Source organism: Mesobacillus sp. AQ2 (assembly GCF_030122805.1).
Lineage (GTDB): Bacteria > Bacillota > Bacilli > Bacillales > Cytobacillaceae > Mesobacillus > Mesobacillus oceanisediminis_A.
Map to the genome: position 1 here is coordinate 1,119,114 of NZ_CP126080.1, position 24,316 is coordinate 1,143,429.

Sequence of the window (24,316 nt, forward strand, 5' to 3'; positions counted from 1 at the left end):
TGATGGTCGGAAACCTGTTTGTATTCATGTCCTTCCAGATGCTCATACCGACATTGCCGCCTTATATAAAATCGATTGGTGCGAATGGAACGGAAATCGGTCTGGTTACCGCCTTATTTTCAATTGGGGCCGTGCTGAGCAGGCCGTTCATTGGATTCATGCTTGAATATAAACACAGAAGGCCGCTCGTTTTGATCGGAGCTGTCATGCTGTTGCTCATTACATTCCTATATCCACTGTCACAGGTGGTGATCATTTTCCTGGCTGTCCGGCTGCTGCATGGATTAGCCTGGGGATGGTCTACGACTGTCAACGGCACGGCAGCGGTAGATGTGATTCCGAACTCCAGGCTTGGAGAAGGGATGGGATATTACGGCCTATCCATCACGATCGGGATGATCATTGCGCCGAGCCTTGGGATATTCTTATTTCAAGTAACGTCATTTGAAAATCTGATTTACATTTCTGGTGCACTTGGTGTCATTGCCCTTGTGCTGCTCGGAACCGTTCATTATCAAACACCTGAACAGGTTCTGAACACGAACAAGGAAGATTTAAAATTCTCTTATCTTGGTTCGCTTGTTGAAAAGTCAGGCTGGTTCCCAGCGATGCTGACATTGCTGATCAACCTCGGATATGGAACGATTGTTACCTTCATCGTTATATTTGGCGAGGAACGCGGGATTGATCAAATCTTCTTATTCTATCTGTGCAATGCGATTCTTGCTTCATTATCACGTCCGGTAGCCGGAAAATGGTTTGACCAAAAAGGACCTGTCGGGCTTGTTATTTTAACGATCAGTATTACGTTTGCTGGCATGTGGGTACTTTCATTTGCTCACTCCAATATGATGATTGCTTTTGCCGGCGTATTGTTTGGGATTGGATTCGGTTCATTGATCCCAACCCTGCAATCATGGACGTTATCGATGACACCGCCAAACCGTCGTGGAGTGGCCAATGGGATGTTCTTTTCATCCATTGACCTTGGGATTGGTTTAAGCGGACTGTTTTTCGGGGTTCTGGCGCAATATGTTGATCTGGGAACCTTGTTCCAGATTTCAAGTGGTTTTGTGGTATTCGCCCTGATTCTGACGATTATCAAAGGCAAACCTAAAAAGGAAGTTTGCCAGCCGAAGGAAGCTGTTTCCTGAGGCGTTAGCCAGCCGTATCATGGCTGGCTTTTTCCATGGTTGCTAATATGCACTCTTTTGATTTAAACTGATAAAGAAATTTACATCGTACGGATTGGTATGTGAGGATCATTATGGATAATCAGGATCAAACATTTGAAGTGATGCGGGCCTGTTTGCTGGCCGGGAAAATCATGCTCCGAAGCGGCGCGGAAACGTATCGCGTCGAGGACACGATGTCGAGGATGGCTTCAGCGCTCGGCATCGACAAGACCCATAGTTATGTGACGCCGACCGGGATCATTTTTTCTGTGGAAGGTGTCGGCCCGGAGAGGACGAAGCTTGTCAGGATTTCAGACAGGACCACGGATTTAAGGAAAGTGGCCATGGTCAACGCTGTTTCACGAAAAATCAGCAGCGGCGAGGTAGGGCTTGCTGAAGCGTGCAGGCTTCTTGAGGAGATTGAGGAGGCGAATCTAGCCTACTCGTTTACGATTCAAATCATCGCAGCTGCCATTGCAAGCGGCTGTTTCACTATCATGTTCCTCGGCAGCTGGCTCGACTTCCTGCCATCTATGGCCGCAGGAGGAATCGGCTTTTTCCTGGTCGTTTATTTTCACAGGATTGTTCCGGTAAAATTCTTTGCTGAATTCCTGTCGTCTTTCTTTATCGGGATGATCGCCTTTTTCTTTGTGAAATTCGGACTCGGCCAGGAGCTGGATAAGATCATCATTGGTTCAGTGATGCCTCTTGTGCCTGGCCTGCTAATTACGAACGCAGTCAGGGACCTGATGGCTGGCCATTTGGTTTCTGGATTGTCAAAAGGAGCAGAAGCGCTGTTGACGGCATTTGCGATCGGCTCAGGCATAGCAGCAATTTTATCTTTCTTGTAGACTGGAGAAAAAGCGATGGTTTATATAGAGCAGCTAATTACGAGTTTTATTGCCTCGGCAGCGTTTGGAATCATTTTTAACGCACCAAGGGAATCCCTGGTCAAGTGCGGAATTTCCGGGATGGTCGGTTGGATTGTTTATTTTGCATTGGATACAAATGGATTCGGCACCATTTTTGCGACATTGATGGCCTCATTTTTAATTGCAGTTGTCAGCCAGATGTTCGCGAAGGCATATCGGATGCCAATTATCATATTTAGCGTCGCCGGGATTATTCCGCTTGTTCCGGGCGGGCTGGCGTATGATGCGATGAGGCATTTTGTGGAGAATGATTATGGCATTGCCCTTTCTTTGGCTGCGAAGGCGTCGATGATATCCGGAGCGATTGCGGTTGGCCTTGTTTTTTCTGAAGTGATTAACCAGGTGATCAGAAGGTCAAACCTGGGGCCGGTAAAATAGTGATTGATGAGACTCGCATCTGATGTGAGTCTTTTTTATTTCGCCTAAAAAGGAATTCAGCCGCTTATGAAGAATTGATAGTTGAAATGATTGGAAAAAGGGTGAGGAAATGGAAATTCTATTGATCAGGCATGGCGAATCGGAAGGAGATATTCTGCAGGTCCATGAAGGGCGGGCAGATCTGTTGCTGACGGACCATGGCCGCAGACAGGCTAAGGAAATGGCTGTTGTTGTAAAGGAAAAATATATGCCGGAAGTAATCTGGTCGAGCACATTGAAACGTGCAAGGGAAACAGCAGAAATCCTAAGCGGGGAAACCGGTATTGCTGTGATTGAGGATGATGGATTAAGAGAATTCAATAATGGAGTTCTGGCCGGTCTGCCATTTGCTGAGGCCAAGCTTCGCTATCCAGAACCAGAGGGCGGAAGAAAGCCGCATGTTCCGATCGAGGAAGGGGAATCTGAGCTTCAATTCCGCTTTCGGGCCCAGACGGTATTTTCAAAGATTCTTGCTGAGAGCGAAGGCAAGAAGCGAATCGCAATTGTCTCGCATGGCGGTATGATCTCCAATCTCCTGAGAGCATTTTTAAACTTGCCTGTATCCAGTGATATCTATTTCCCGACAGGAGACACAGGAATCCATTTGCTGAAGGTGAATGAAAACGGGAAAAAAGCAGTGCTGTTCCTGAATGATTGTGGTCATCTGGCAAAAGTAGATTCACAGGAGCTTGCTGCACAAAATTAAAAATAGATTCAGAAAAGCATGCAGCAGCTTAAAATTAAAAGTAGATTCAAAAGAGCTTGCAGCACAAAGTTGGAAAGTAGATTCAAGGAGCTTGCAGCACAGTAGAAAAATTAAATGGATTAAAGACAGCCCGAACCCGGTTATTGACCGGATTCGGGCTGTTTTTTTACATCTTCACAATCGTTCGGCCGCGGTTTTCGCCTTTTAAGATGCTGGTAAGGACGCCAGGCAATTCTTCTAATGACACTTCATTCTTAATGGTTTCCAGCAGTCCCTCGGGCTTCAAATCTGTTGCCATCCGCTGCCATAGAAGCTTTCTCGTTTCCATTGGGCAGTAAACGGAATCGATGCCAAGGAGATTGATTCCCCTTAGGATGAACGGGAACACCGTTGCTGGGACATCTGTTCCGCCAGTCAGCCCGCTGACTGCAACTGAACCGTTGTATTCAAGCTTGCTGAGGATGGCTGATAATGTCTTGCCTCCAACCGGATCGACGGCAGCTGCCCATAGCTGCTTATCAAGAGGCTTTATCTTTTCCCCGACTAACTCTTCACGGCTGATGATGTCTGTGGCACCAATTTTTCGAAGGTATTCATGTTCTGATTCTTTTCCTGTGCTCGCTACAACATGATAGCCTCGCTTGGCAAGCATCGCCACAGCGACGCTTCCGACACCTCCACTTGCTCCTGTCACAAGCACCTTGCCTTTTTCCGGAGTCAGGCCGTTTTCTTCCAGTCGGTGGACAGACAAGGCTGCCGTAAATCCGGCTGTTCCGAAAACCATTGCTTCTTTTAAAGTAAGACCTTCAGGCAATGGGACAATCCAGTCCCCCGGAATCCTCGCATACTCGCTGTATCCGCCATAGTGGGAAACCCCTATCTCATAGCTGGTCGCAATCACTTCATCTCCTTCATTGAAGCGGCTGTCGTCAGAACGAACAACTGTCCCGGCAAGGTCGATTCCAGGGATGAAAGGATAGGACCTGACTATCTTGCCGTTCGGGATGCTCGCAAGCCCGTCCTTAAAGTTGACACTGGAGTAGGCCACCTTGATCAGCACATCTCCTTCAGGCAGATCCTCCAATTGGATCGTCTTCACTTCAGCAGAAAAATCTTGTTCATTTTTGTTCACCATAAAAGCTTTGAAATTGTCCATAACTCCCAACCTTTCTTGGCTTGATAGTTCTAGTATAAGGAAAACTTTGCCTGGCTACTAATAACTCAACTTAATGGGACAATCCATTTTATCAACTATTAAAAAGAAGCGAATTTCTTTTGATGGGAGTTGCAAGGCCGGAACTTAACTTCGATTTTCGGTAAGACATAAAACAATAATGTGCGGATAAATCAAGGAAACCACCCATTATCGTCACATAAAAGGAAATAATGTGCGGATAAATCAGGGTGTCCATCAATTATCGTCACATAAAAGGAGATAATGTGCGGATAAATCAGGGTGTCCATTAATTATCGTCACATAAAAGGAGATAATGTGCGGATAAATCAATGGAACCATTAATTATCGTCAAATACAGGCTACAAAGTCTTCTGAAAGAGAGGGGGGACTGCCAGATTGTTAACTACCGCACAAATTTATTACGATTTTGTGTCCACTCATGATGGTGTGACGGACTTCACATATCTTTTAATCTTGCTCCCTTAAGATTTAGGTATAAACGGTTCACAGTGATGATTGGGGTTGTAAAAAACATTATTAAATCAATTTTTCACTATTCACAAAGTGTTTACAATTTAAGCCTTTTTTGACTGTTTTTCCATGATAAGATGATTTTTGAAATCGGAAACGATTTACAGGGAGGTAGCAAAGTTGTACAAATTCGAAAAATCCTTTTACTCCAAAACAAGCATGTATTCCTTTGTCGCTGTGATGATATTATTCTTCTCAATGTGGTATTCGACCTCGAAGTTTGTCCATATTGACATGGCGCTTCTAGGATATGCAATTTCGTCAGCAGTATTTGCCATCGGGCTTTCAATCAGGATGAGCTTCTGGATGTGGCGGAAAGCGACGAACAGAGTAGCTAAGCGAAGTGTTGAGAACCTTTTTAATAAAGAAAGAATGAAACGTAATTCAAAAGCACTAGTCAAAACATTAATCGATAACATCATCTTGCAGAAATTCATTTTTCAGCGCGGATTATACCGCGGCATACAGCACTTGATGATTTCATGGGGCTGCATCATTTCATTCGGTATCACTTTCGGGTTGACGTTTGGATGGATGCGCTTCGACTTGATTGATTCGGAAACATACCAGATTATCGTCTTCGATATGCCAACCATTACAATGGCAGCCCACGGACTTTTCGCAGAAATCGTCTATAACGGATTGAATATTGGCGCAATCATGGTCTTGATTGGTGCAGCGATGGCGCTTTATCGAAGAGTCACCAACTACGATGTAAAAGTTACACAACGTTTCGAGTTCGACATTTTACCACTGATCATTCTGCTGTCAGTAACAGTAACGGGATTAATCCTGACAGTGCTTTACACATTCCTTGATGGCTGGATGCACCATTACATGTCGCTGGTCCACCAGGTTACAGTCATCATCATGCTGATGTACTTCCCATTCGGAAAACTGTTCCACGTGCCGATCAGGCCGCTGGCTACAGCAGTACCAATGAGTTATCAAGAGGTGATCAAAGTGGATACGAAATCATGTAAGAGCTGCGGACAGCCATACAGCAATGACGACCAGATCGCGGATGTCCAGGCCATTTTAAAAAGCCAGAATTTCGACCTCCAGTTAGCGGACGGATCATATCTATCAGATTATTGCACAGGCTGCCGCCGCAGGATGAGGGCAATGAAGCAAATGAATCTTGAAGCTCCAAAAGGCAATCCATACGGACCAGTTAACACCAATAACGGAATTCATATATCAGGCTTCAGCAAGAAGCGTTCTGAAGAGTTTTACGGAATCGACCAGGATTTGAAGGAGGAAAAAATCGATGAGCCAGTTTCTCGTTAAAGAAGGCGTCAAAAACCAGATTCGGAAAGGCGAAAAATTAGTCACTACACATTGCTGCTACTGCGGAATGCAGTGCGGGATGCATATCCGTGTTGATGAAAAAACGAATAAGGTCAAGGGTGTTGAACCGCGTTATGACTGGGTGTTGACCAGAGGGAAAATGTGCCCTAAAGGGGTTACTGCTTATCAGACTATTGATCACCCGGATCGCATCAAGCGTCCTTTAATCAAGAAAAATGGCAAATTTGTAGAATCCTCCTGGGAAGAAGCACTTGATTTAATCGAAAGAAAGTATAAAGAAATTCAGGGAACATACGGAAAAGATGCGTTGGCGGTATATGGCGGCGTATCGATGACAAATGAAAAATGCTACCTGGTAGGAAAGTACGCACGTGTCGGACTGGGAACTCGTTATATCGATTATAATGGCCGCTATTGCATGAGTTCTGCAGCAGGCGGATTCAATAAAACCCTTGGAATTGATCGTGGATCATCGCTTCCATGGACGGAGCTTGAACACAGCGACTGCTTCTTCATGGCTGGCTCTAACACGGCAGAATGTCACCCTACTAGTATCCAGTGGTTCTGGAAAGCTAAGGATAAAGGCGCGAAGCTTATTGTTGCCGACCCGCGTGAAACAGCAACTGCAAGAGTTGCCGATGTACACCTTGACCTGCTTCCTGGAACAGATTCAGCATTGGCTAACGGCATCATGCACCTCTTGATCAAACACGATTATGTGGATCACGATTATGTCCAGGAGCGCTGCAATAATTTCGAAGAATTGAAAGAAATGACGGCTAAATTCACGCCAGAATATACATCGAAAATTACTGGTGTCGCAGCAGAAAAAATCATCAAAGCTGCACACATCTTTGGAAAGTCTCCTCGTTCAGTCGTCATGTTCGCTCGTGGAGCGGAACAGCAGACAGCAGGTGTTGATAACGTAAGTCTTTACACTTCCATGGCATTATTGCGCGGCCAGATCGGCAAATTTGCTTCTGGAGTTGCCACTTTTACAGGACAGGGAAATGGCCAGGGCGGACGTGAACACGGCCAGAAAGCTGATTTGCTTCCTGGTTACCGCAAGCTTACAGATCCTAAGGCAGTTGAGTACATTTCAGGAGTTTGGGGCATCAAGCCGGAAGAAATGCCGCAGCCAGGTGTATCAGCTTATGAAATGTTCCACCTGATGGAAGCGAAGACGATTCGCGGACTTCATGTCATTTGCTCAAACCCGGTTGTATCATCACCAAATATCAACTATGTGCAAGAACAACTTGAAAACCTTGATTTCTTAGTCGTCAATGACTTCTTCCTTTCTGAGACTGCGGAGCTGGCAGATGTAGTCCTTCCTGCAACAACATGGGCAGAAGATGAAGGAACGACTACAAATACGGAAGGCCGGATCATCCACATCCGTAAAGTTGTGGATCCGATCGGTGAATCCAAACCAGACTGGGAGATTATGAGCCTGATTGCTGAACGTCTCGGTAAAGGCCAGCACTTCCAATATAACGAGCCAAGGGAAATCTTCGATGAACTTCGCCTTGCATCAAAAGGAGGCAAAGCGGATTACTATGGTGTCACATACGAAAAGATCGATGAACAGGACGGTGTTTTCTGGCCGGCTCCTGCACTTGACCATCAGGGAACTCCTTCGATGTTCAAAGAGAAATTCGAAACACCAGACGGCAAAGCGAATCTGGCGGTTTGTGATTACAGAGGACCTGCAGAAGTCCAGTCAAAAGAATATCCACTTTGGCTGACTACAGGCCGTGTCGTATTCCATTATCTTTCAGGGAACCAGACAAGACGCGTTGACTTCCTGAAGGAGCAATGCCCTGAGCCATTTGTTGAAATGCATCCTGAACTGGCCAGCCAGTACCAGATTGAGAACGGCGAAAGAGTGAAGCTTACAACTCCGCGTGGCGATATGATCGCTCCGGTAAAAATAACGAAAGCAATCCGCAAAGATACGATGTTCGTCCCTTATCACTGGGGCAAAAAGCTGGCGGTCAACCAATTGACCAGCCCGGCATTGGACCCAATCTCACGGATGCCTGAATTTAAAGTCTGTGCTGTAAAACTTGAAAAACTGACTAAATAGGAGGAACGGCCATTATGAATAAAATAATGTACCTTGAATTTGAACGCTGTATCGGATGCCGTGCCTGCCAGGCAGCCTGCCGTGAGTGCGGAGACCATGATGCAAAAGAACGGAACTATGTAGAATATGTTGATTTTACCGAATCACGCCAGACCTTCCCGATGCTGTGCATGCAATGTAAAGACCCTGCATGTGCCCGCGTCTGCCCGGCAAATGCGATCCAAATCACGGATGAAGGCGTCGTGCTTTCCGCGATGGAAGAGAAGTGTATCGGCTGCCGTAACTGTACATTTGGCTGCCCATTCGGTATCCCGAAATTCGACTTCGAGAAGAACAAAATGTACAAATGCGATATGTGCTATGACAGAACCCGATACGATATCGCGCCAATGTGTGCGTCTGTTTGCCCAAGTGAAGCGATCCGCTTCATCGACTTCGATGAAATGCAGCAGCTGCGCAGAAAACGCACCCAGATGAATCTTGTAGAAGGCAAAAAGCCTCAAGAGGGCAATAAATGGGATTACGTGCCTGAATTCTTCGGTGTTTATACTGATTCACAATCTTAATTTAATGGAGCCGGCCGGAAAAGAGCGCTAAGTTCATTAGGGCCGGCTCTGTTTTTGAACGGATTTTCGCGATATTGGCGATGATCTGATTTTATTGGCGTTTTTCACAAGTTTATTGGCGATAATTTGATTTTATTGGCGAAAACCACATGGTTATTGGCGAAAATAAAATTATATTGGCGAACTGGAAATAATCAGCGTTTTTTTCCAGTAAAGGGTTTCAAGCAATTTTAGATAAGGTAGGGAATAATAACCCAACCAAAAAAAGAGGTGCTTTCAAATGTTAAAAGGAAATGTACTGGCGGTGACAAGCGGAAAAGGCGGAGTCGGCAAGTCTTCATTATCAGTGAATCTTGCGCTTGCATTGCAAAAGCTTGGCAAGTCAGTGGCGATCATCGACCTTGATATATATGGATTCAGTGTACCGAAAATCCTGAATATAGATACAAAGCCAAAAACGTTCAACGGAAAAATCATCCCGGTTGAATCGAACGGAATTAAAGTGATGTCTATGGGTTTCCTGGTGAAGGACAATGAACCGATCGTTTGGCGCGGACCGATGCTTGGAAAAATGATTCAGCATTTTACCGAGGATGTGCTGTGGGGTGAAATGGATTATTTCATTCTTGATATGCCTCCTGGCACCGGAGATGTCGCGCTTGATATGCACCTGATGATTCCACAGAGCAAGGAAATCGTCGTGACGACGCCTCATAAAGCAGCATCTTTCGTAGCGGAACGCGCAGGATCGATGGCGATCAAGAGCAAGCATGAAGTTATCGGTGTAGTCGAGAATATGTCTTACTTCAAGCCTGAAGACAGCGAACAGAAGTATTACATCTTCGGAAAAGGCGGCGGCGAGGAGTTAGCAGCACAGCTGGGTACGGAACTATTGGGGCAGCTGCCGATCCAGGAAGCGGATGAGAACAGTGAGACTCCTGCGATTGCTGCGGAAAACACAGCGCTATTCAAGGAATACTTGAACCTGGCAGAAAAAATCGATGCTAAGTTTCAGCTCTAGGAACAGGAGGATATGGCCATGAGTGATGATAAAAAGCAGAACCATCATGAAGATGATAAAGATATGATCAAGCTGATCGATAATCTGAATCGGAAGGACGACGTCAATTTAAATAGAAGGGCGTTTCTGAAGGCTTCCTTTGGTGCAACCGTCGCAATCGGGCTGGCAACGACACCATTTGGGATTTTCACTTTCCTGCGCGATGAAAACGGTGAAGTGAAGCGGGTCGAAGTTACCGATATCAATGACCTGGCAATCGGCGAATCCAGGAACTTCAACTACCCGACGAAAAATGAACCGGCAATTCTGGTCAGGACACCGGATGACAAATTCGTCGCTTACAACAATAAATGTACACATCTGCAATGCCCTGTTTTTTACGAGCATAAGGAAAACGTCCTTCTCTGCCCATGCCACAAAGGCTATTTCAATGTAGACAGCGGCCAGCCGATGGCAGGACCTCCGCAGCGAGAGCTTCCGAAAATCCTGCTTGAAATCAAGGATGGAAAGGTGTTTGCAGTTGGGAGGGAAGTAAGGCATGGATAAAAAAAGAGCAGCATTCTTCTCGATTTTCCTGTTCCTTGCAGTCAATGTCGTCGCCCTCTCGAACGCGATTGAGGGATATTATGGCCAGGAAGATGAGCGTGTATACGGCGCGGTGATCGTCGCTTTGATTTCCACGATTTTGGCGACAACTGCTTTCTTCATGTGGAGGAAGGCAGAGTATAAAAAGTAATCTGCCGGCGAAGATAAAAGGAGAGTTTCTTTCAATCTAAAAGGGAGGATTGAGATGAAGAATCCTTTTCATCAAGACAGCCAAAAGGAAAGCATTGAGGATGTTTTGGAAAACACGGTCCAAATGGAAGAAGATTTGATGAGGACCTACCTGATCACGGCCGAGCGCGTCCATGACGATCCTGAACTGAAGGAACGTCTGGAGAATTTCGCCGAAGGCAATGCAAAACGGACGAAGCAGCTGATCGATGAGCTGCAAAAGGAAAACTAAGAAGAGCAGCGGGTGAACCGCTGCTCTTTCTGTTTAACCGAACTGGTTAGTCGGCACAATTCGGATATTGTCCCCTTCGAATTTCCTTTCACCAAACAAGGTGATCAAAGTACAGCTCCTAATCCGGAATGGGCTCGCTTCGACTTCGTACTCGGCCAGAATCCCGGCCCCGAGCTCCTCGCCTGCTTCGTTCAAAGCCTGAACGTTTTGGCCTTCTAACGTCCGGAGCTTCGCTTTCATCAGGAACGCTTTCCACTCTTCCCAATTTTTAATTAAGAAGGCCTTTTCTCCATTCTCCAGGTAGCCGAGCTGGCAGCCTCTTTCATCAATGGCATCTTCATTCCCGTAGCTTAACTCCATGACGATATCCCGCAAAAATTGGAATTCATCCAGGTCCAGATATGGATCGATGTGGAATTCCACTTCATTTCCTGTTCCCTTGATGGTGGCAAGTGTTTTATTGTTCATGATCACAGTTTGGTTTTTTATATGTTCTGATGCAATATGGTCGCTGGGAGTGCCCATTATTTTTAAAGTCAGCATAACAATCTCCTTTTCGGTCGTCTTGTACCTTTCATTATAATGATTTTGCCCTATGAGCGGTGTGACAAACTTCATTTTAACCCCAGAAAGAAGAAAGCTAGTACGAAAGATATAGAAGTCCCTTATTTTTCGACTAGAACTGCCAAATTACTGGATGGATTATTAAAATCATTACATTTTTTTCAGTGCTTGTAGCACAACTGAAAGCTTACTGAAATATTGAATGAAAAATAGTTTGATAGAATACAATGATAAGGTTTGAGTGCAAGCCGCAAAAGGGAAAAAGAATAGTTATCTAAAACAATTTTTCATGCCTGAAGGAGTCTGAGGGCTCTTTTTATGGATTGATATTATCGAGAGGTCGGAGGAAAGTCATGACATTTGAAGAGCAATTAATCAATAAGTCGTATTTTGAAACCTATATGGATTCAGGTAACAGGACACACCCAGTCCAGGTACTTGGAGAGCTTTACCTTGCCGAGCAGAAGAATGATATGCCTGACTTGGCAAACATCCGTTTTGCGCAGGGGGAGGTCTATTTTCACCATAAAGACTATGAAGCGGCTATTTTTAAATGGGAAAACATCACGAATGAGCTGGAGCCCTGGGCAAAAAAGAATATGGGGGATGCGTTCCTGGAGCTTGGCCTGCTGACATCGGCGGAAGAGCTGTTCCTTTCGATTGAGACAGAAAGCGATGTACTGAAAATCGAGAGCGGCCTGCAGCTATTATCACTTTACATCGAGCAGGGAAAGCTCGATCAAGCAGTTGCTGTCATCAAAAAAGCTGTAGCACTTGATCCGGATTATCCAGGTGTGACCGAAATCGCCCGTTCGTTTTTCGAGGAGCAAAATGACTGGGGAAATGCGGTCGAGCTTGCTGTCAATGAGGGAATCCGGACTGGTTCGGCAAAATGGTTTGATATCTTGACCCAGTATGTTGAACAGGGACGCACCGCCCAGTTCGCCCCTAATTATTTTAACGAGGCATTATCCGTGTTATTCCAGGTGGACAGAAGCCGGTTTGAACAGCTCGCTGTATCCTTATGGCAAAGCTACCGGAACGAGAGCACCTACATGGCATGGTTAAGGGAATTCAATCAATTATTCAGCGGGATGGACGGAAACAGGAGAGATGGCTGGACAGAGCTTTCAGCGGTCTATCAGGAAAGCTATTTCGAATTGATTAATGGAGACATGCTGATCAAGGAAATATCGCCGCTGATCCCGGAATTGCTGACCAACTGGCTGAAAATAACAAGCCCGGTGAACAGCCTTGTCGCAGCGTCATCCATCATTGCCTGGAATGAGGTATTTCCAGGATCGATTACGGCTTCGGCGATACATGATGCAGAGACATTAGTCCTGAACTCGAATGAGTACCATGATGGCTATAAGGATAGCATGATGTTGTTCGAGTCGATCATCAAATGGGCAGAAGAGCACGGGATTGAGGTTGGCAACAAGATTAAGTGGATGGTCCAGGAGTTACACGAGTCCAATGTCCATAATATGCTGGTCGCCGGCGTGTCAGGCAATGGAAAGTCTTCCTTCGTCAACACGGTCGTGGGCGAAAAATTGCTTACTGCTCCGACTGCAGCGGTCATCCGTTTCATGGATCAGGAAAACCCGGCAGCCCATGAAATAACTGATACGGAAATAAGACAGATCACGGATATTGAGGACTTCAAGGAGGCAGCAGGTGTCAGCCGCAAGAATCATAAGAATGAAACCATCATTGATTTCAAGGCAGACTTCCCATTCCTGCGCGATCATGACCTGGCGTTGATTGATACTCCGGGTGTCAACCGCAATAACTATGATAGGCATCCGCTCTATAATTACTTGAGATTTGCCGATAGTCTGCTGTTCGTTCTTAATGCGAGTGATCCTTTTACGGAAAGAGAAAGGGAGATACTCGGGAAAATATCAGAGTTTTTCCCGGATCTGAACATTCACTTCCTGTTGAATAAGATTGATGTGATATACGGACAGCAGGAAGCAGCGGAAGTTTTTGACCAGGCATGGGCAGAGGTCAGCCAATACTATCCGGATGCAAAAATGTTCGCCTTCTCATCCAATTACGATAATGCCCAGCAGCTGAAGGATTTCTCCAATTTTATTAAAACAACTAGAAACGCAGTCGATCTTGACCAGGAACGCACTGCTAAACTGCAGTTCTTTGTCAGACGAGCAATCACGTATTTGCTCGATAAGCGGGTTGAACTCGAAAATAACCATATGGAGTCCATCAGCTGGAATGAGGAAATGGTCAGCAAGCTGAATGGTGCCATCAATCAGTTAGGCGATATTGAAGAGGAAAAGTCCCGCTCCATCCAGAAGTCATTCCGTAAAATCAAGGATGAGACGCGTGCGGAAATCATCGAGAAGGTTCCAGAATTACTGCGCAGCTGCTCTGACTTGGTGACGGAGGATAGTGATTTTGGTAAAATCCATTCGGAAATGGATCAGGAAATGAACAAGCGAATCGAAGAATATCTGGAAAAAACGGTATTGCCAAAATTCCATTCCGATTTGAATGACTGGATCCAATTTTCGAAAGATGAGTTTGACCAGAGCCAGAATTATCTGGACGAAATGGCAGAGGGCTTTAATTCGATGTACGGAGAAGAAAGGATCAGTCTTGACTGTGATTTCAGGGTACTTGATGACTGGCGCCGTGATGCGGACCGGATGACGAATGGGGTTCACTATGAAAAGGTCAACATCATGAACCGTTCGACCCCTCAAGCCTTTTTCCTGAAAAGCGCCGGAAAGCTGCTTGGCGTCCTGCCGCAAAACAATACGATGCTTTATAACAGGTATAAATCCTATCTGGAGACAGAGGATTATTATGAAATTGGCGTAACCATCGCCAAGAAATTCCTGCAGCAATTCGAGATCTTCGAGAAATCGATTGAACGCGATGTGAACTTGTTCTTCAAACAGCCTTTCATCGTTCTAGAAGAATCTGTAGAAGAAGCTAAGAACGAAATCGAACACGGTAAAAATGAATTGGAAAAATTGAGAGTCAACCCGGAATTGTACCGCGATCCATTGACGCTTTATGAAGTGAAACTTCGTCAGTCTGAATGGATGACCGCAGCGGGCAGAGGTTGATTTTGAAAAGAAGATTCCCGGATTTGGGGGTCTTCTTTTTTTTTGAGACGCTTTTCTAAGAATATAAATTTAATTTTCATAATAGTATTGACAATATGATTACAGGAGTTTAAAGTAAAGTTTATCAATTTGCCAGATTAATTTAATAACGAAATTCTCTTATCAAGAGTGGCAGAGGGACTGGCCCTATGACGCCCGGCAACCGTTCCATCAGGAATTGGTGCTAAATCCTGCAAAACGATATGTTTTGGAAGATAAGAGAGGAATCTGACCTTTTCATCATTTTGCGTTCGAAACCTCTCTTTTCTGGAGAGGTTTTTTTATTTGGGTTAGCTGAGCAGACACATTAAGGGGGAAATGCAGATGAAAAGAGTTGGATTTAAAAAGGTGTTTTTAACGGCGGTTGCCTCAGCATTGCTGCTGACGGGCTGCGGCGGAGGAGAAACGAAGACGGTAAGCGGTCCTGTTGAGGGAGTTCCGGAGCGCTTTGCAAAAGGTGAGGAAGTCAAAATCAAAGTCATCCGCAAGATTGGCGGAGATGATCATACTGCACAGTTTTTAGCCGGAGCGAAGGCTGAAGGCGAGGCGCTTGGCTTCAAGGTGGACGTCTTTACTGCTAATGGAGATACAGCAAAATTCCATGACGCCATCAACCAGGGGCTGCAGCAGGACTATGACGGATTCATCATCTCACATGGTGATGACGCAGCAACTGTAGATGATGTAAAAAAATTGACGGATAAGGGCAAAAGTGTCGTGACGTTCGATTCGAATCCTGACCTTGCCAAGGTTGAAGGTGTAACACTTACTTCCCAGGATGACGAAGCACTGGCAACCCAGGCACTCGACCAGCTTGTGAAGGACCAAAATGGTGAAGCGAATATCGTTTACCTCTGGGTCGATGGCTTCCCGCCAATGGTCAGAAGAAATAAAGTTTATCAGGAAACGCTGAAGGCAAACCCTGGAATCAAAGAGGTTGAGAGATTTGGAGTTGCCGCAGCCGATACAAGTGTACAAACGCAGAATGCAGTGGCAGCGATGCTGAACAAACATCCAAAAGGAGAAATTGATGCGATCTTCGCGACATGGGATGCATTTGCGATTGGCGCAGCTCGTGCCATTAAGGAAGCAGGGCGCGATGAAATCAAGATTTACGGAATTGATGTTTCCAATGCTGACCTTCAGGAAATCCAGGCAGAAGGCAGCCCATGGAAATACACAGCAGCCGTTGATCCGAAGCTGATTGGTGAAGTGAATATGAGATTGCTGGCGAAAAAGCTGGCTGGCGAAGAAACACCTGCAGCTTATGACCTTGAAGCCTCACTGATATCACAGGAAGAGCTTCAGCAGTCAAAAAATCCAGTTAACATGGCCAACCTCGCAGAAATCATCGACGAATGGGGCAAATCGGATGCATTTTTAGAAGATTGGATGAAAAAATTGAAGGATCACTATAAGAAATAACCATTGAAAGGGTTGTCTGATAAGTTTTATAACGACTTTTTTAGCGACTTTTTCGATTATATAGCGAGTTTTCCAATTATATAGCGACTTTTTCGATTATATAGCGAGATTCTAATTTTTATAGCGAACTAGAAATTCTGTGCGATTTTTTCCAGTTAAGAGAAACAAGACAGACACTCTCAAACAAAAGAGAGTGTCTGCTTTGCAGAATGGAAGGGAGGGGGAACACGGATGATACTTGAAATGAAAAACATCAGTATTGAGTTTCCCGGCGTAAGGGCGCTGAACGGTGTGGATTTCAATACGGAAACTGGCAGGATCCACGCATTGATCGGCGCGAACGGCGCAGGCAAGTCTACATTGATGAAGGTGCTTTCCGGCGCGCATGATCATTACACGGGAGAAATCCAGTTTGATGGCGAGTATGCGGAAATTAGGAAGCCAGCACATGCGCAAAAGCTCGGAATCCAGACAGTCTACCAGGAGGTCGATACAGCCATCATCCCGTCGCTTACAGTGGGCGAGAATATCATGCTCAATCAAACGGTTCAGAATTTGGACAACAGGCACTGGATGAATTGGAAGCAGTTGTTTCAGCAGGCAGAAGACATTCTTAAAGGCATGAACCTTAAGCTGCCTGTTAAAAAGCTTGCCGGGGAACTGACGCTCGCGGAAAAACAGCTTGTTTTGATTGCTCGCGCGATTTCAAGCAATTGCTCATTTCTGATCCTTGACGAACCAACCGCTCCGCTCAGCCATATCGAAACATCGGAACTGTTCCGGATTGTCCGCGATTTGGCTAGAAGGAATGTAGGGATCATTTTCATTTCCCACCGGATGCCGGAAATCTTTGAATTATGCGATGAGCTTACGATCATGAGGAATGGCGAGTTCATTGCAAAGAGGGAAACTGCGGAAGTAGATCCACCGCAGGTGATTGAATATATGCTTGGGCGGCGGATGGAAGATCAGTTTCCGGCAAGATCCAATACATTCGGTAATCAATTGCTTGAAGTGGCAGGCCTATCGGATGGGGATAAAGTAAGAAACACTTCATTCCATGTAAATGCAGGGGAGATTGTCGGGATTGCCGGCCTGGTCGGTGCCGGGAAGACGGAGCTGTGCAAAGCGCTTTTTGGCGCGTCACAAACCGTAAGCGGTACAGTGAGGCTTAATGGAAAAGAACTCAAACTGACGAGCCCGCATGCGGCAGTAAAAAGCGGAATGGCGCTGGTTCCGGAAGAGCGCCGTAAGGAAGGTGTCCTGGTAGCAGAATCGGTCAGCTCCAATCTGACAGCCGTCAGCTTAAAAAAGTTCTCCAAACTATTTGGTTTTATCGACCGGCGTTCTGAAAAGAACACAGCGCAGGAATACATAAAAGCTCTCGGCATCAAGACTCCATCAGAGTCGGCCAAAGTTGAAAACTTATCTGGAGGGAACCAGCAGAAGGTGGCGATTGGCAGATGGCTGCTTGCCGATGCCGATGTGTATATTTTTGACGAGCCGACAAAGGGTGTCGATGTTGGCGCGAAAAGAGATATTTTTGAGCTGATTGCGAAACTGGCAGCTGAGGGGAAGGGAATCATCTATGCTTCCTCAGAACTGTCAGAGATCGTCGGCATCACGGATCGGGTTTACGTGCTCTATGATGGTGAACCGGTCAAGGAACTCGAAACCGCCGAAACAACGGAAGAAGAACTATTATTTTATTCAACAGGAGGCAGATAGGATGGAAGCCAAACTCCCATTGCATCAGGAAACGCCGCCGAAAAAGGCATTTGAGCTGTTCCAGTTCCTTTACAAATACGGGACGATCTTGACGATCTTTGTGCTGATCGCTGTCTTCGCGGCTGCGAACCCAAGTTTTATCAACGGCGATAATGTCATCAATATCTTAAGATCGATCTCCATCGTTACGATCATCGCGATCGGCATCACCATTTCCCTTACGGTGGATGGCTTTGATTTATCGGTCGGTTCTGTGGCCTCGTTATCAAATGCGGTTGTCATCTCGATGTTCGTCTGGTTTTCGCAGAACACCCTGATTGCCGTTTTATCCGCGATCGCGGCAGCCTTGATTGTGGGTGCACTTAATTCGCTGATGATCGTCAAGCTGAAGATTCCGGACATGCTGATGACACTTGCGATGATGTTCATCATCCAGGGAACGGCGCTGACGTATACAAAGGGCGCGACGGTCTCGGAAAACATGATCCTGCCAGATGGCAGTTTTTCAACAGGGGCAATCAGTCCATTTTTTGCAAAAATAGGGCAGGTTCCGTGGATTATTCTAATCATGGCTGTTGCCGTGATCATCGTCCATATTTTTCTGACCTATACAAAGCATGGCCGCTATATGTATGTCATCGGAGGGAACAAGGAAGCGGCGAGACTTTCAGGCATTCCGGTCAACCGCTATAAAACAGGTGCCTATCTGCTTTCGGCCCTATTCGCGGCAATTGGCGGAATCGTTCTGGCATCCCGTGTCATGACCGCAGAAATCAATGCGGGTTCGCCGTATTTAATGGATGCCGTGGCCGCTGCCTTTATCGGCTTTTCCGTCCTCGGGGCCGGCAAGCCGAACGCATTCGGAACCTTCATCGGGGCAGTGCTGATCGGCATTTTGCAAAATGGCCTTGTGATGATGTCCGTGCCATATTATGCGATGGATATCGTGAAGGGAACCGTGCTGGCCTTTGCCCTGGGAATCACGTATTATAAGCAGAAGCATTGATCGGCAAGTGAAAAAGCCGGATTTGGCAGCTACCCAAATCCGGCTTTTCCTTTTGTCAAACACTCATTCTTCAAAAAACGGCGAGTTCGCATAGTAATACATCCAGCCCATCATGATTCCGCCGCCGATCGGTTGCCAATCGTCACCGGGATTAGATTATGGATCACACCCGCAAAGGTAACAGACTGCGGGTCGTCGAGAACCATGCTGATCGCAAAGGTACACATATTGGCGATGCTGTGCTCATACCCCGAAATGAAGAAGCAGTACACGAAAAACACCATAGCGAACATCTTTGCGCCGTCGCCCTTCATCGACATTGGCAGGAAGAATGCCTGGCAGACGAGCCAGTTACAGAGAATCCCCCTGAAAAATAGCTCTGAGGTTGGCGCGAGTGTCTTTTTTTCAGCGACGCTCAACAAGAATCCATTCACTGAATGATCATCAAACAATCCCGTGGTGTAAATCAAAAAAGCAAACGCAGCGGCGCCGATGATATTACCGATATAGCTGAAAATCCACATCCTTGTCACCTGCAGCCATGCCATCTTTTTCCTCAGTGCCGCAAACGTATAGTAGAAGGTATTCCCTGTGAACAGGTCACCACCACCGTATGCAATCAGGATGATCGCAGCACCGAAGGTAATGGCAGCTATAGGGTAGGCAAAGGGCGAGTGTTCCATATAAAATGGATTCCCTGTCTTGAACGCAACAATTACTCCAAAGCCAATGAACATCGACGCCAAAGCCGCCCTTGCGAGATAGCGAATTTTGCTCTGCCTGAAAATCTTATGCTTTTTCAGGGCAAGTTTCTCAACCTCTTGCAGCGCTTGTGCCTCCAAATTAAAACCACCTGTCATCAGTATGTAATAAGAGTATTCTGCCTCAAACTTACTCTCCTATGTAAATACTTCCCTGATTGCCGGGTGAAAAACAGTGCACTATGAAAAAAAGACTGAATACGTTAGATCCAGTCTTTTTCCATATTAAAAAGTATCCCTTACGTATTGCGGATTCCGCTGCATCGAAGCGAACAGGACGAGTCCGCTTACAAGCAGAAGACCGCTCGTAAGGACGAACACCGACGTGAAACCAAGGTAACCCGAAAGGAAGCCGCCGAGCACAGGGCCGATGATGTTCCCGAAGAAGCGGAGACTTGTGTTATAGCCAAGCACTTCGCCCTGCATTGCGACCGGAGCTTCCTGCCTGATATAGGCAACCCTTACAGGGATGATGCCTCCGATTGTGATTCCTAGCATGAACCGGATCAGGACGAGCTGCCAGATATTCGTGACAAAGCCGCCTGGCAGATAGATGATCGCTGATAAAAACAGGAGGAGGACAAGGATTTTTATATAGCCAATTCTGTCTGCAATCTGTCCCCATTTCCGGGCCATCAGCAGATTGCCGAGACCAGCTGCCGAAAAGGCAATGCCAGAATAGAATGCCAGGTTTTCATGGCCATGCAGCTCACCGACATACAGGGAGAGGATAGGCTGGATGCTGAAATGGGCAATCTGCACGAGCATGGACATGAGCAGGACATTGACCATGATTGGATTTTTGAAGATATGCTGAAGCACTTCTTTGCGGCTGTAATTTGTTTTGCTGCCCTTTTTTATATCAATTCTATATTCCATGATCAGGAAAACAAGCAATCCGGACAGGATGATAAAGGCAGATGTTGATTGGAAGGTTGTCGCATAGCCTAAAGAGTCGGCCAGGACACCGCCGATCATCGGGCCAAGCAATGATCCTGTGATACTGCCTGTTTGCAGGGTTCCCAGTACTTTTCCGGCCTGTTCCTTTGGCGTCTGTGTTGAAACGAGTGCCTGTGATACCGGAATGAAGCCTGAAAACAAGCCCATGAACATTCTAAGTAAAAATAGCTGCCACACCGAGGAAGCAAAACCGAGCAGGAAGACAGATAATCCCATACCAAAGGCCATGAAAATCAGGATTCTCTTACGTCCGAATCGGTCTCCCAGCCTTCCGATGATGGGAGAGAAGAGAAAAGCTGTAACGAATGTGATGCTGAATGTAAGACCTGACCAGTTCTGGACATATGTTTCCGAAAAATCTCCAAACGACTCAATGTATAAGGATAGGAAAGGCATTACCATTGTCATACTGCCTGCGATGAAGAAATTGGCGAACCACATGATCATCAGGTTACGTTTCGCCTTTTGCTGCTGGGTCATACCATCAACACTTCTTTCTCAGTACGAATATTTCGCTTTTCTAAATATTATACCAAAATTTTGCTGTATTGAAAACCAATACAGCAAGCAAAGGCGGGTTTCTCGGATTAGCGGACCCACTCAAGCAATTCAATTCTATTGCCAAACGGGTCAGAAACATAAATCCTGTTTGCGCCTGGTAATTTGTCATCTTCGAGGTAATCCACTCCGGATCCAGACAGATGTTTCTTCAACTCTTCAATATTCTCCACTTCAAACGCCGGGTGGGCTTTCTTTGCAGGAACAAAATCCGCCTCGGCCCCAACGTGGATCTGGCAGGAGCCGAATTGAAACCAGGCGCCGCCGCGCTTTTTCAATTCAGCAGGCTTTTCGATCTCTTCAAAACCTAATATCCCACTGAAAAATTTCCTTGCCTGGTCTTCAGTGCCTTTCGGGGCTGCAAGCTGTACATGGTCAATCGCTTTAAATTTATAAGTCATATGAATCCCTCCTTATCTATTCCTATTTTATTCTTGTCAGAAGCATAAGGAAATGACGGGTTATCAATAAATAAGGATAAGTTTTTCTTATCCTCTTTTAGAGTAATACAAGCCTCATCGCCCTCATATAAATTAGTAAAGTTTTGTACGTTTTTTACAAGAGGGGGCATTAGGAATGAGAAAAAGATTCTTTGCCATGATCATGATGGCAATTGCAGCGCTTGTTGTGTCAGCATGCGGCTCAAGCGAATCAAGCGAATCAAGCGAAACGAATGGTACCGGGAAAAAGGAACTCAGGGTCGTAACCGATGCAGCATACGCACCATTTGAATATATGGAGGGCGACAAGATTGTTGGTTTCGACGTTGATTTTCTGAAGGCCGCAGCGAAGGAAGCAGGTTATGAACTAAAGTTCGATAATGTCGGCTGGGATCCAATTTTCGTTGAGATTGGCAGCAACCGCGCCGACCTTGCCGTATCGTCTATCTCCATCAATGACGAGCGAAAGCAGACTTATGATTTTTCATTGCCATATTTCCTGTCCACCAATAAAATCCTTGTCCGCGAAGACAGCGACATCAAAAGCGCCGCAGATTTGAAAGGCAAGGTAGTGGCTGTTCAGAACGGGACCACCGGGCAGGAAGCAATGGATAAACTGCTTGGAAAAAACAATAAGGACATCAAGAAATTCGATAATAACAACCTGGCAATCATGGAAATGCTCTCAGGCGGAGCGGATGCAGTCGTGGCAGACAATGGAGTTGTTGAAGTCTATGCGAAGAACAATCCGGATGAAAAGTTAAAGGTCATCGAAGACAGCGGCAGTTTCGATGCTGAATACTACGGCATCCTTTTTCCAAAAGGAACCGATCTGAAAGCGGACTTTGATAAAGCCATCAAGAAAATCGTCGAGAACGGCACTTATGAGAAAGTCTATCAGGAATGGTTCGGCCAGAAGCCGAACATCGAAATGCTGAAGGCAGAACAAAATAAGGCATCAAAGTAAAACCTGAAATCAAGATAAGGCATTAAAGTAAAACCTGAAATCTATGAAACTGCAAAGATGCGTAACTCTTAACACAGCGTTACGCATTTTTTTATCAGGCGGGACAGCCTATGAAAAAATCCGCTCCGGACCAGGGGCGTTGGGGGGCAAGCTATGGATTTTCGTTTTGATATTATTATTGAATACTCTCCTTATCTGGTAAAAGGTACGCTGTTGACCATCGGGCTTTCATTGGCAGGAATTTTAATTGGGACAATCCTCGGTTTGTTCATTGGACTTGGCAAAATGCAGCGCCGGAAGCTGCTGGCCTGGCCATTTGTCTGGTATATCACTTTCTTTCGCGGGACCCCGTTATTTGTCCAGATCCTGCTAATCCATTTTGGGGTAGTCCCGATGTTTCTTGGAGAAACAAACGGGATTGCCGCTACCATCATTGCCTTGTCACTGAATGCGGCAGCCTATATCGCAGAAATTTTCCGTGCCGGCATCCAATCGATCGACCGCGGCCAGATGGAGGCTGCCCGTTCGCTTGGGATGACACACGTCCAGGCGATGAGATATGTCATTCTTCCCCAGGCATTCAAACGGATGATTCCGCCGCTTGGAAATGAATTCATCGTGCTGATCAAAGAGTCTTCACTGGCGGCTATCGTCGCGACGCCGGAAATCATGTACTGGGGCAGGGCGATGGCCGGGCAATATTATCGGGTTTGGGAGCCGTACCTCACCGCAGCAGTGATTTACCTGATCCTGACACTTTCGTTAAGCTTTTTATTAAATCTGCTAGAAAGAAGGCTGAAAACGGAATGATCACAGTGACTGATTTGGAAAAATCTTTTGGAAGCCACAAGGTGTTGAATGGAATAAACGTAGTCGTCCAGCCGCAGGAGGTTGTTGTGGTGATCGGGCCATCGGGTTCCGGAAAATCAACCTTCCTTCGCTGTATTAACCTCCTCGAAACCATCACTGCAGGCCATGTGAAAATCGAAGGAGTGGACATTACCGATAAAGGAATCAATATCAACAAAGTGCGCGAGGAAGTCGGGATGGTGTTCCAGCATTTTAACCTGTTTCCTCATAAGACAGTGCTTGAGAATATCATGCTGGCGCCACTCAAGGTGCGTGGGGTTTCGGTAGAGCAGGCACGTTCCAAAGGAATCGAGCTGCTGAAAAAAGTAGGACTTGGTGAAAAAGCGGAAGCATATCCGGACTCACTGTCAGGAGGCCAAAAACAGCGAGTGGCCATCGCCCGCGCCCTCGCAATGGAACCAAAAATCATGCTTTTCGACGAACCAACGTCCGCCCTCGATCCGGAAATGGTCGGAGAAGTGCTCGAAGTCATCAAGCAGCTGGCCAGGGAAGGAATGACCATGGTCGTTGTCACACATGAAATGGGCTTCGCCAGAGAAGTCGGTGACAGAGTCATCTTCATGGACGGCGGGCTGATCATAGAAGAGAACCAGCCGCAGAATATTTTCGAAAACCCACAGCACGAGCGGACGAAGGCTTTCTTAAGTAAGGTTTTATAGGACGGAAGGGAAACCCGCTTGAAGGTGGGCTTCTTTTTTGGCGATGATCGAAAAGTTTTTAACCGTATTTTTCTTTTGGAAGATATCCTTATGTAGGTTGCTCTATCCACAGAAGGGTACTATTCAAATCGGGAGATACCCTTATGCAGTCAAAACCGTCCACATAAGGGTACTATTCAGGCCGGTAGATGCCCTTATGCAGGCGAAAGCATCCCTATAAGGGTACCATTCAAATTGAGAGATACCCTTATACAAGTCAAACCATCCGCATAAGGGAACCATTCAGGCCGGGAGATAACCTTATGCAGTC

22 protein-coding genes, 1 pseudogene and 1 riboswitch are annotated in these 24,316 nt (G+C 46.1%); of the genes and pseudogenes, 18 read left to right on the forward strand and 5 right to left on the reverse strand.

What is annotated here, in order from left to right:
* Window positions 1-2 precede the first annotated feature (2 nt).
* The 4 genes from QNH36_RS05545 to QNH36_RS05560 all read left to right on the forward strand — a co-directional run bounded on the left by QNH36_RS05545 (window position 3) and on the right by QNH36_RS05560 (window position 3,230).
* Window positions 3-1,154 (forward strand): MFS transporter, encoded by a 1,152-nt coding sequence (locus QNH36_RS05545; protein WP_283905378.1) that lies wholly within the window; start codon window positions 3-5, stop codon window positions 1,152-1,154.
* 113 nt (window positions 1,155-1,267) lie between these two features.
* A complete protein-coding gene (locus tag QNH36_RS05550; protein WP_214707407.1) occupies window positions 1,268-2,026 on the forward strand; it encodes a threonine/serine exporter family protein in 759 nt (252 codons plus the stop codon).
* 15 nt (window positions 2,027-2,041) lie between these two features.
* Window positions 2,042-2,485 carry a threonine/serine exporter family protein gene (locus tag QNH36_RS05555; protein ID WP_251543858.1) on the forward strand — a complete coding sequence of 148 codons (444 nt, stop codon included), beginning with the start codon at window positions 2,042-2,044 and terminating at the stop codon, window positions 2,483-2,485.
* A 109-nt stretch (window positions 2,486-2,594) separates the two neighbouring features.
* A complete protein-coding gene (locus QNH36_RS05560) occupies window positions 2,595-3,230 on the forward strand; it encodes a histidine phosphatase family protein (RefSeq protein WP_251543855.1) in 636 nt (211 codons plus the stop codon).
* A 166-nt stretch (window positions 3,231-3,396) separates the two neighbouring features.
* Here QNH36_RS05560 and QNH36_RS05565 read toward each other — a convergent pair whose 3' ends face one another.
* The gene (locus tag QNH36_RS05565; protein ID WP_251543853.1) at window positions 3,397-4,386 is read right to left on the reverse strand and encodes an NADPH:quinone oxidoreductase family protein; all 990 of its coding nucleotides are present in this window, start codon (window positions 4,384-4,386) and stop codon (window positions 3,397-3,399) included.
* Between the two features lie 672 nt (window positions 4,387-5,058).
* Between QNH36_RS05565 and QNH36_RS05570 the strand changes: the two genes are divergently transcribed.
* The 7 genes from QNH36_RS05570 (at window position 5,059) to QNH36_RS05600 (ending at window position 10,931) form a co-directional block, all read left to right on the forward strand.
* On the forward strand, window positions 5,059-6,228 hold the full coding sequence (locus QNH36_RS05570) for an MFS transporter (protein ID WP_251543851.1): 1,170 nt from the start codon (window positions 5,059-5,061) through the stop codon (window positions 6,226-6,228).
* A complete protein-coding gene (fdhF, locus tag QNH36_RS05575; RefSeq protein ID WP_283904906.1) occupies window positions 6,209-8,338 on the forward strand; it encodes a formate dehydrogenase subunit alpha in 2,130 nt (709 codons plus the stop codon). The genes QNH36_RS05570 and fdhF overlap by 20 nt, the downstream gene beginning before the upstream one ends.
* Before the next feature lie 14 nt (window positions 8,339-8,352).
* Window positions 8,353-8,904 (forward strand): 4Fe-4S dicluster domain-containing protein, encoded by a 552-nt coding sequence (locus QNH36_RS05580; protein ID WP_144475087.1) that lies wholly within the window; start codon window positions 8,353-8,355, stop codon window positions 8,902-8,904.
* Window positions 8,905-9,184: 280 nt separating this feature from the next.
* The gene (locus QNH36_RS05585; protein WP_251543847.1) at window positions 9,185-9,925 is read left to right on the forward strand and encodes an Mrp/NBP35 family ATP-binding protein; all 741 of its coding nucleotides are present in this window, start codon (window positions 9,185-9,187) and stop codon (window positions 9,923-9,925) included.
* A gap of 18 nt (window positions 9,926-9,943) precedes the next feature.
* A complete protein-coding gene (locus tag QNH36_RS05590; protein ID WP_251543845.1) occupies window positions 9,944-10,471 on the forward strand; it encodes a Rieske 2Fe-2S domain-containing protein in 528 nt (175 codons plus the stop codon).
* Window positions 10,464-10,661 carry a hypothetical protein gene (locus QNH36_RS05595; RefSeq protein ID WP_144475084.1) on the forward strand — a complete coding sequence of 66 codons (198 nt, stop codon included), beginning with the start codon at window positions 10,464-10,466 and terminating at the stop codon, window positions 10,659-10,661. The genes QNH36_RS05590 and QNH36_RS05595 overlap by 8 nt, the downstream gene beginning before the upstream one ends.
* 54 nt (window positions 10,662-10,715) lie before the next feature.
* Complete coding sequence (locus QNH36_RS05600; protein WP_144475083.1) at window positions 10,716-10,931, forward strand: hypothetical protein; 216 nt, start codon at window positions 10,716-10,718, stop codon at window positions 10,929-10,931.
* A 33-nt stretch (window positions 10,932-10,964) separates the two neighbouring features.
* On the opposite strand, the gene QNH36_RS05605 is transcribed toward QNH36_RS05600, so the two are convergent.
* On the reverse strand, window positions 10,965-11,549 hold the full coding sequence (locus tag QNH36_RS05605; RefSeq protein ID WP_144475082.1) for a hypothetical protein: 585 nt from the start codon (window positions 11,547-11,549) through the stop codon (window positions 10,965-10,967).
* A gap of 299 nt (window positions 11,550-11,848) precedes the next feature.
* On the opposite strand from QNH36_RS05605, the gene QNH36_RS05610 reads away from it, so the two are divergent.
* The 4 genes from QNH36_RS05610 to QNH36_RS05625 all read left to right on the forward strand — a co-directional run bounded on the left by QNH36_RS05610 (window position 11,849) and on the right by QNH36_RS05625 (window position 18,791).
* Window positions 11,849-14,593: a dynamin family protein gene (locus QNH36_RS05610; protein ID WP_283904907.1), complete on the forward strand. Its 2,745-nt coding sequence runs from the start codon at window positions 11,849-11,851 to the stop codon at window positions 14,591-14,593.
* Between the two features lie 156 nt (window positions 14,594-14,749).
* Window positions 14,750-14,854: riboswitch (SAM riboswitch) on the forward strand.
* Window positions 14,855-14,956: 102 nt separating this feature from the next.
* Window positions 14,957-16,057, forward strand: a complete 1,101-nt coding sequence (locus QNH36_RS05615) for a sugar ABC transporter substrate-binding protein (RefSeq protein ID WP_283904908.1) — start codon at window positions 14,957-14,959, stop codon at window positions 16,055-16,057.
* A 231-nt stretch (window positions 16,058-16,288) separates the two neighbouring features.
* Window positions 16,289-17,785 (forward strand): sugar ABC transporter ATP-binding protein, encoded by a 1,497-nt coding sequence (locus QNH36_RS05620; protein ID WP_251543835.1) that lies wholly within the window; start codon window positions 16,289-16,291, stop codon window positions 17,783-17,785.
* 1 nt (window position 17,786) lies between these two features.
* Window positions 17,787-18,791 carry an ABC transporter permease gene (locus QNH36_RS05625; protein ID WP_283904909.1) on the forward strand — a complete coding sequence of 335 codons (1,005 nt, stop codon included), beginning with the start codon at window positions 17,787-17,789 and terminating at the stop codon, window positions 18,789-18,791.
* 63 nt (window positions 18,792-18,854) lie between these two features.
* Here QNH36_RS05625 and QNH36_RS05630 read toward each other — a convergent pair.
* From QNH36_RS05630 to QNH36_RS05640, 3 genes and pseudogenes are all read right to left on the reverse strand, one after another.
* Window positions 18,855-19,651, reverse strand: a pseudogene (locus QNH36_RS05630) (formate/nitrite transporter family protein).
* 126 nt (window positions 19,652-19,777) lie between these two features.
* A complete protein-coding gene (locus QNH36_RS05635) occupies window positions 19,778-20,992 on the reverse strand; it encodes an MFS transporter (RefSeq protein ID WP_251543828.1) in 1,215 nt (404 codons plus the stop codon).
* A gap of 107 nt (window positions 20,993-21,099) precedes the next feature.
* Window positions 21,100-21,471: a VOC family protein gene (locus QNH36_RS05640; RefSeq protein WP_251543826.1), complete on the reverse strand. Its 372-nt coding sequence runs from the start codon at window positions 21,469-21,471 to the stop codon at window positions 21,100-21,102.
* A gap of 175 nt (window positions 21,472-21,646) precedes the next feature.
* On the opposite strand from QNH36_RS05640, the gene QNH36_RS05645 reads away from it, so the two are divergent.
* The 3 genes from QNH36_RS05645 (at window position 21,647) to QNH36_RS05655 (ending at window position 24,006) form a co-directional block, all read left to right on the forward strand.
* On the forward strand, window positions 21,647-22,477 hold the full coding sequence (locus tag QNH36_RS05645; RefSeq protein ID WP_144475075.1) for a basic amino acid ABC transporter substrate-binding protein: 831 nt from the start codon (window positions 21,647-21,649) through the stop codon (window positions 22,475-22,477).
* Between the two features lie 153 nt (window positions 22,478-22,630).
* Window positions 22,631-23,287 carry an amino acid ABC transporter permease gene (locus QNH36_RS05650; protein ID WP_144475074.1) on the forward strand — a complete coding sequence of 219 codons (657 nt, stop codon included), beginning with the start codon at window positions 22,631-22,633 and terminating at the stop codon, window positions 23,285-23,287.
* The gene (locus QNH36_RS05655; protein WP_283904910.1) at window positions 23,284-24,006 is read left to right on the forward strand and encodes an amino acid ABC transporter ATP-binding protein; all 723 of its coding nucleotides are present in this window, start codon (window positions 23,284-23,286) and stop codon (window positions 24,004-24,006) included. Before QNH36_RS05650 ends, QNH36_RS05655 begins: the two co-directional genes overlap by 4 nt.
* Window positions 24,007-24,316 lie beyond the last annotated feature (310 nt).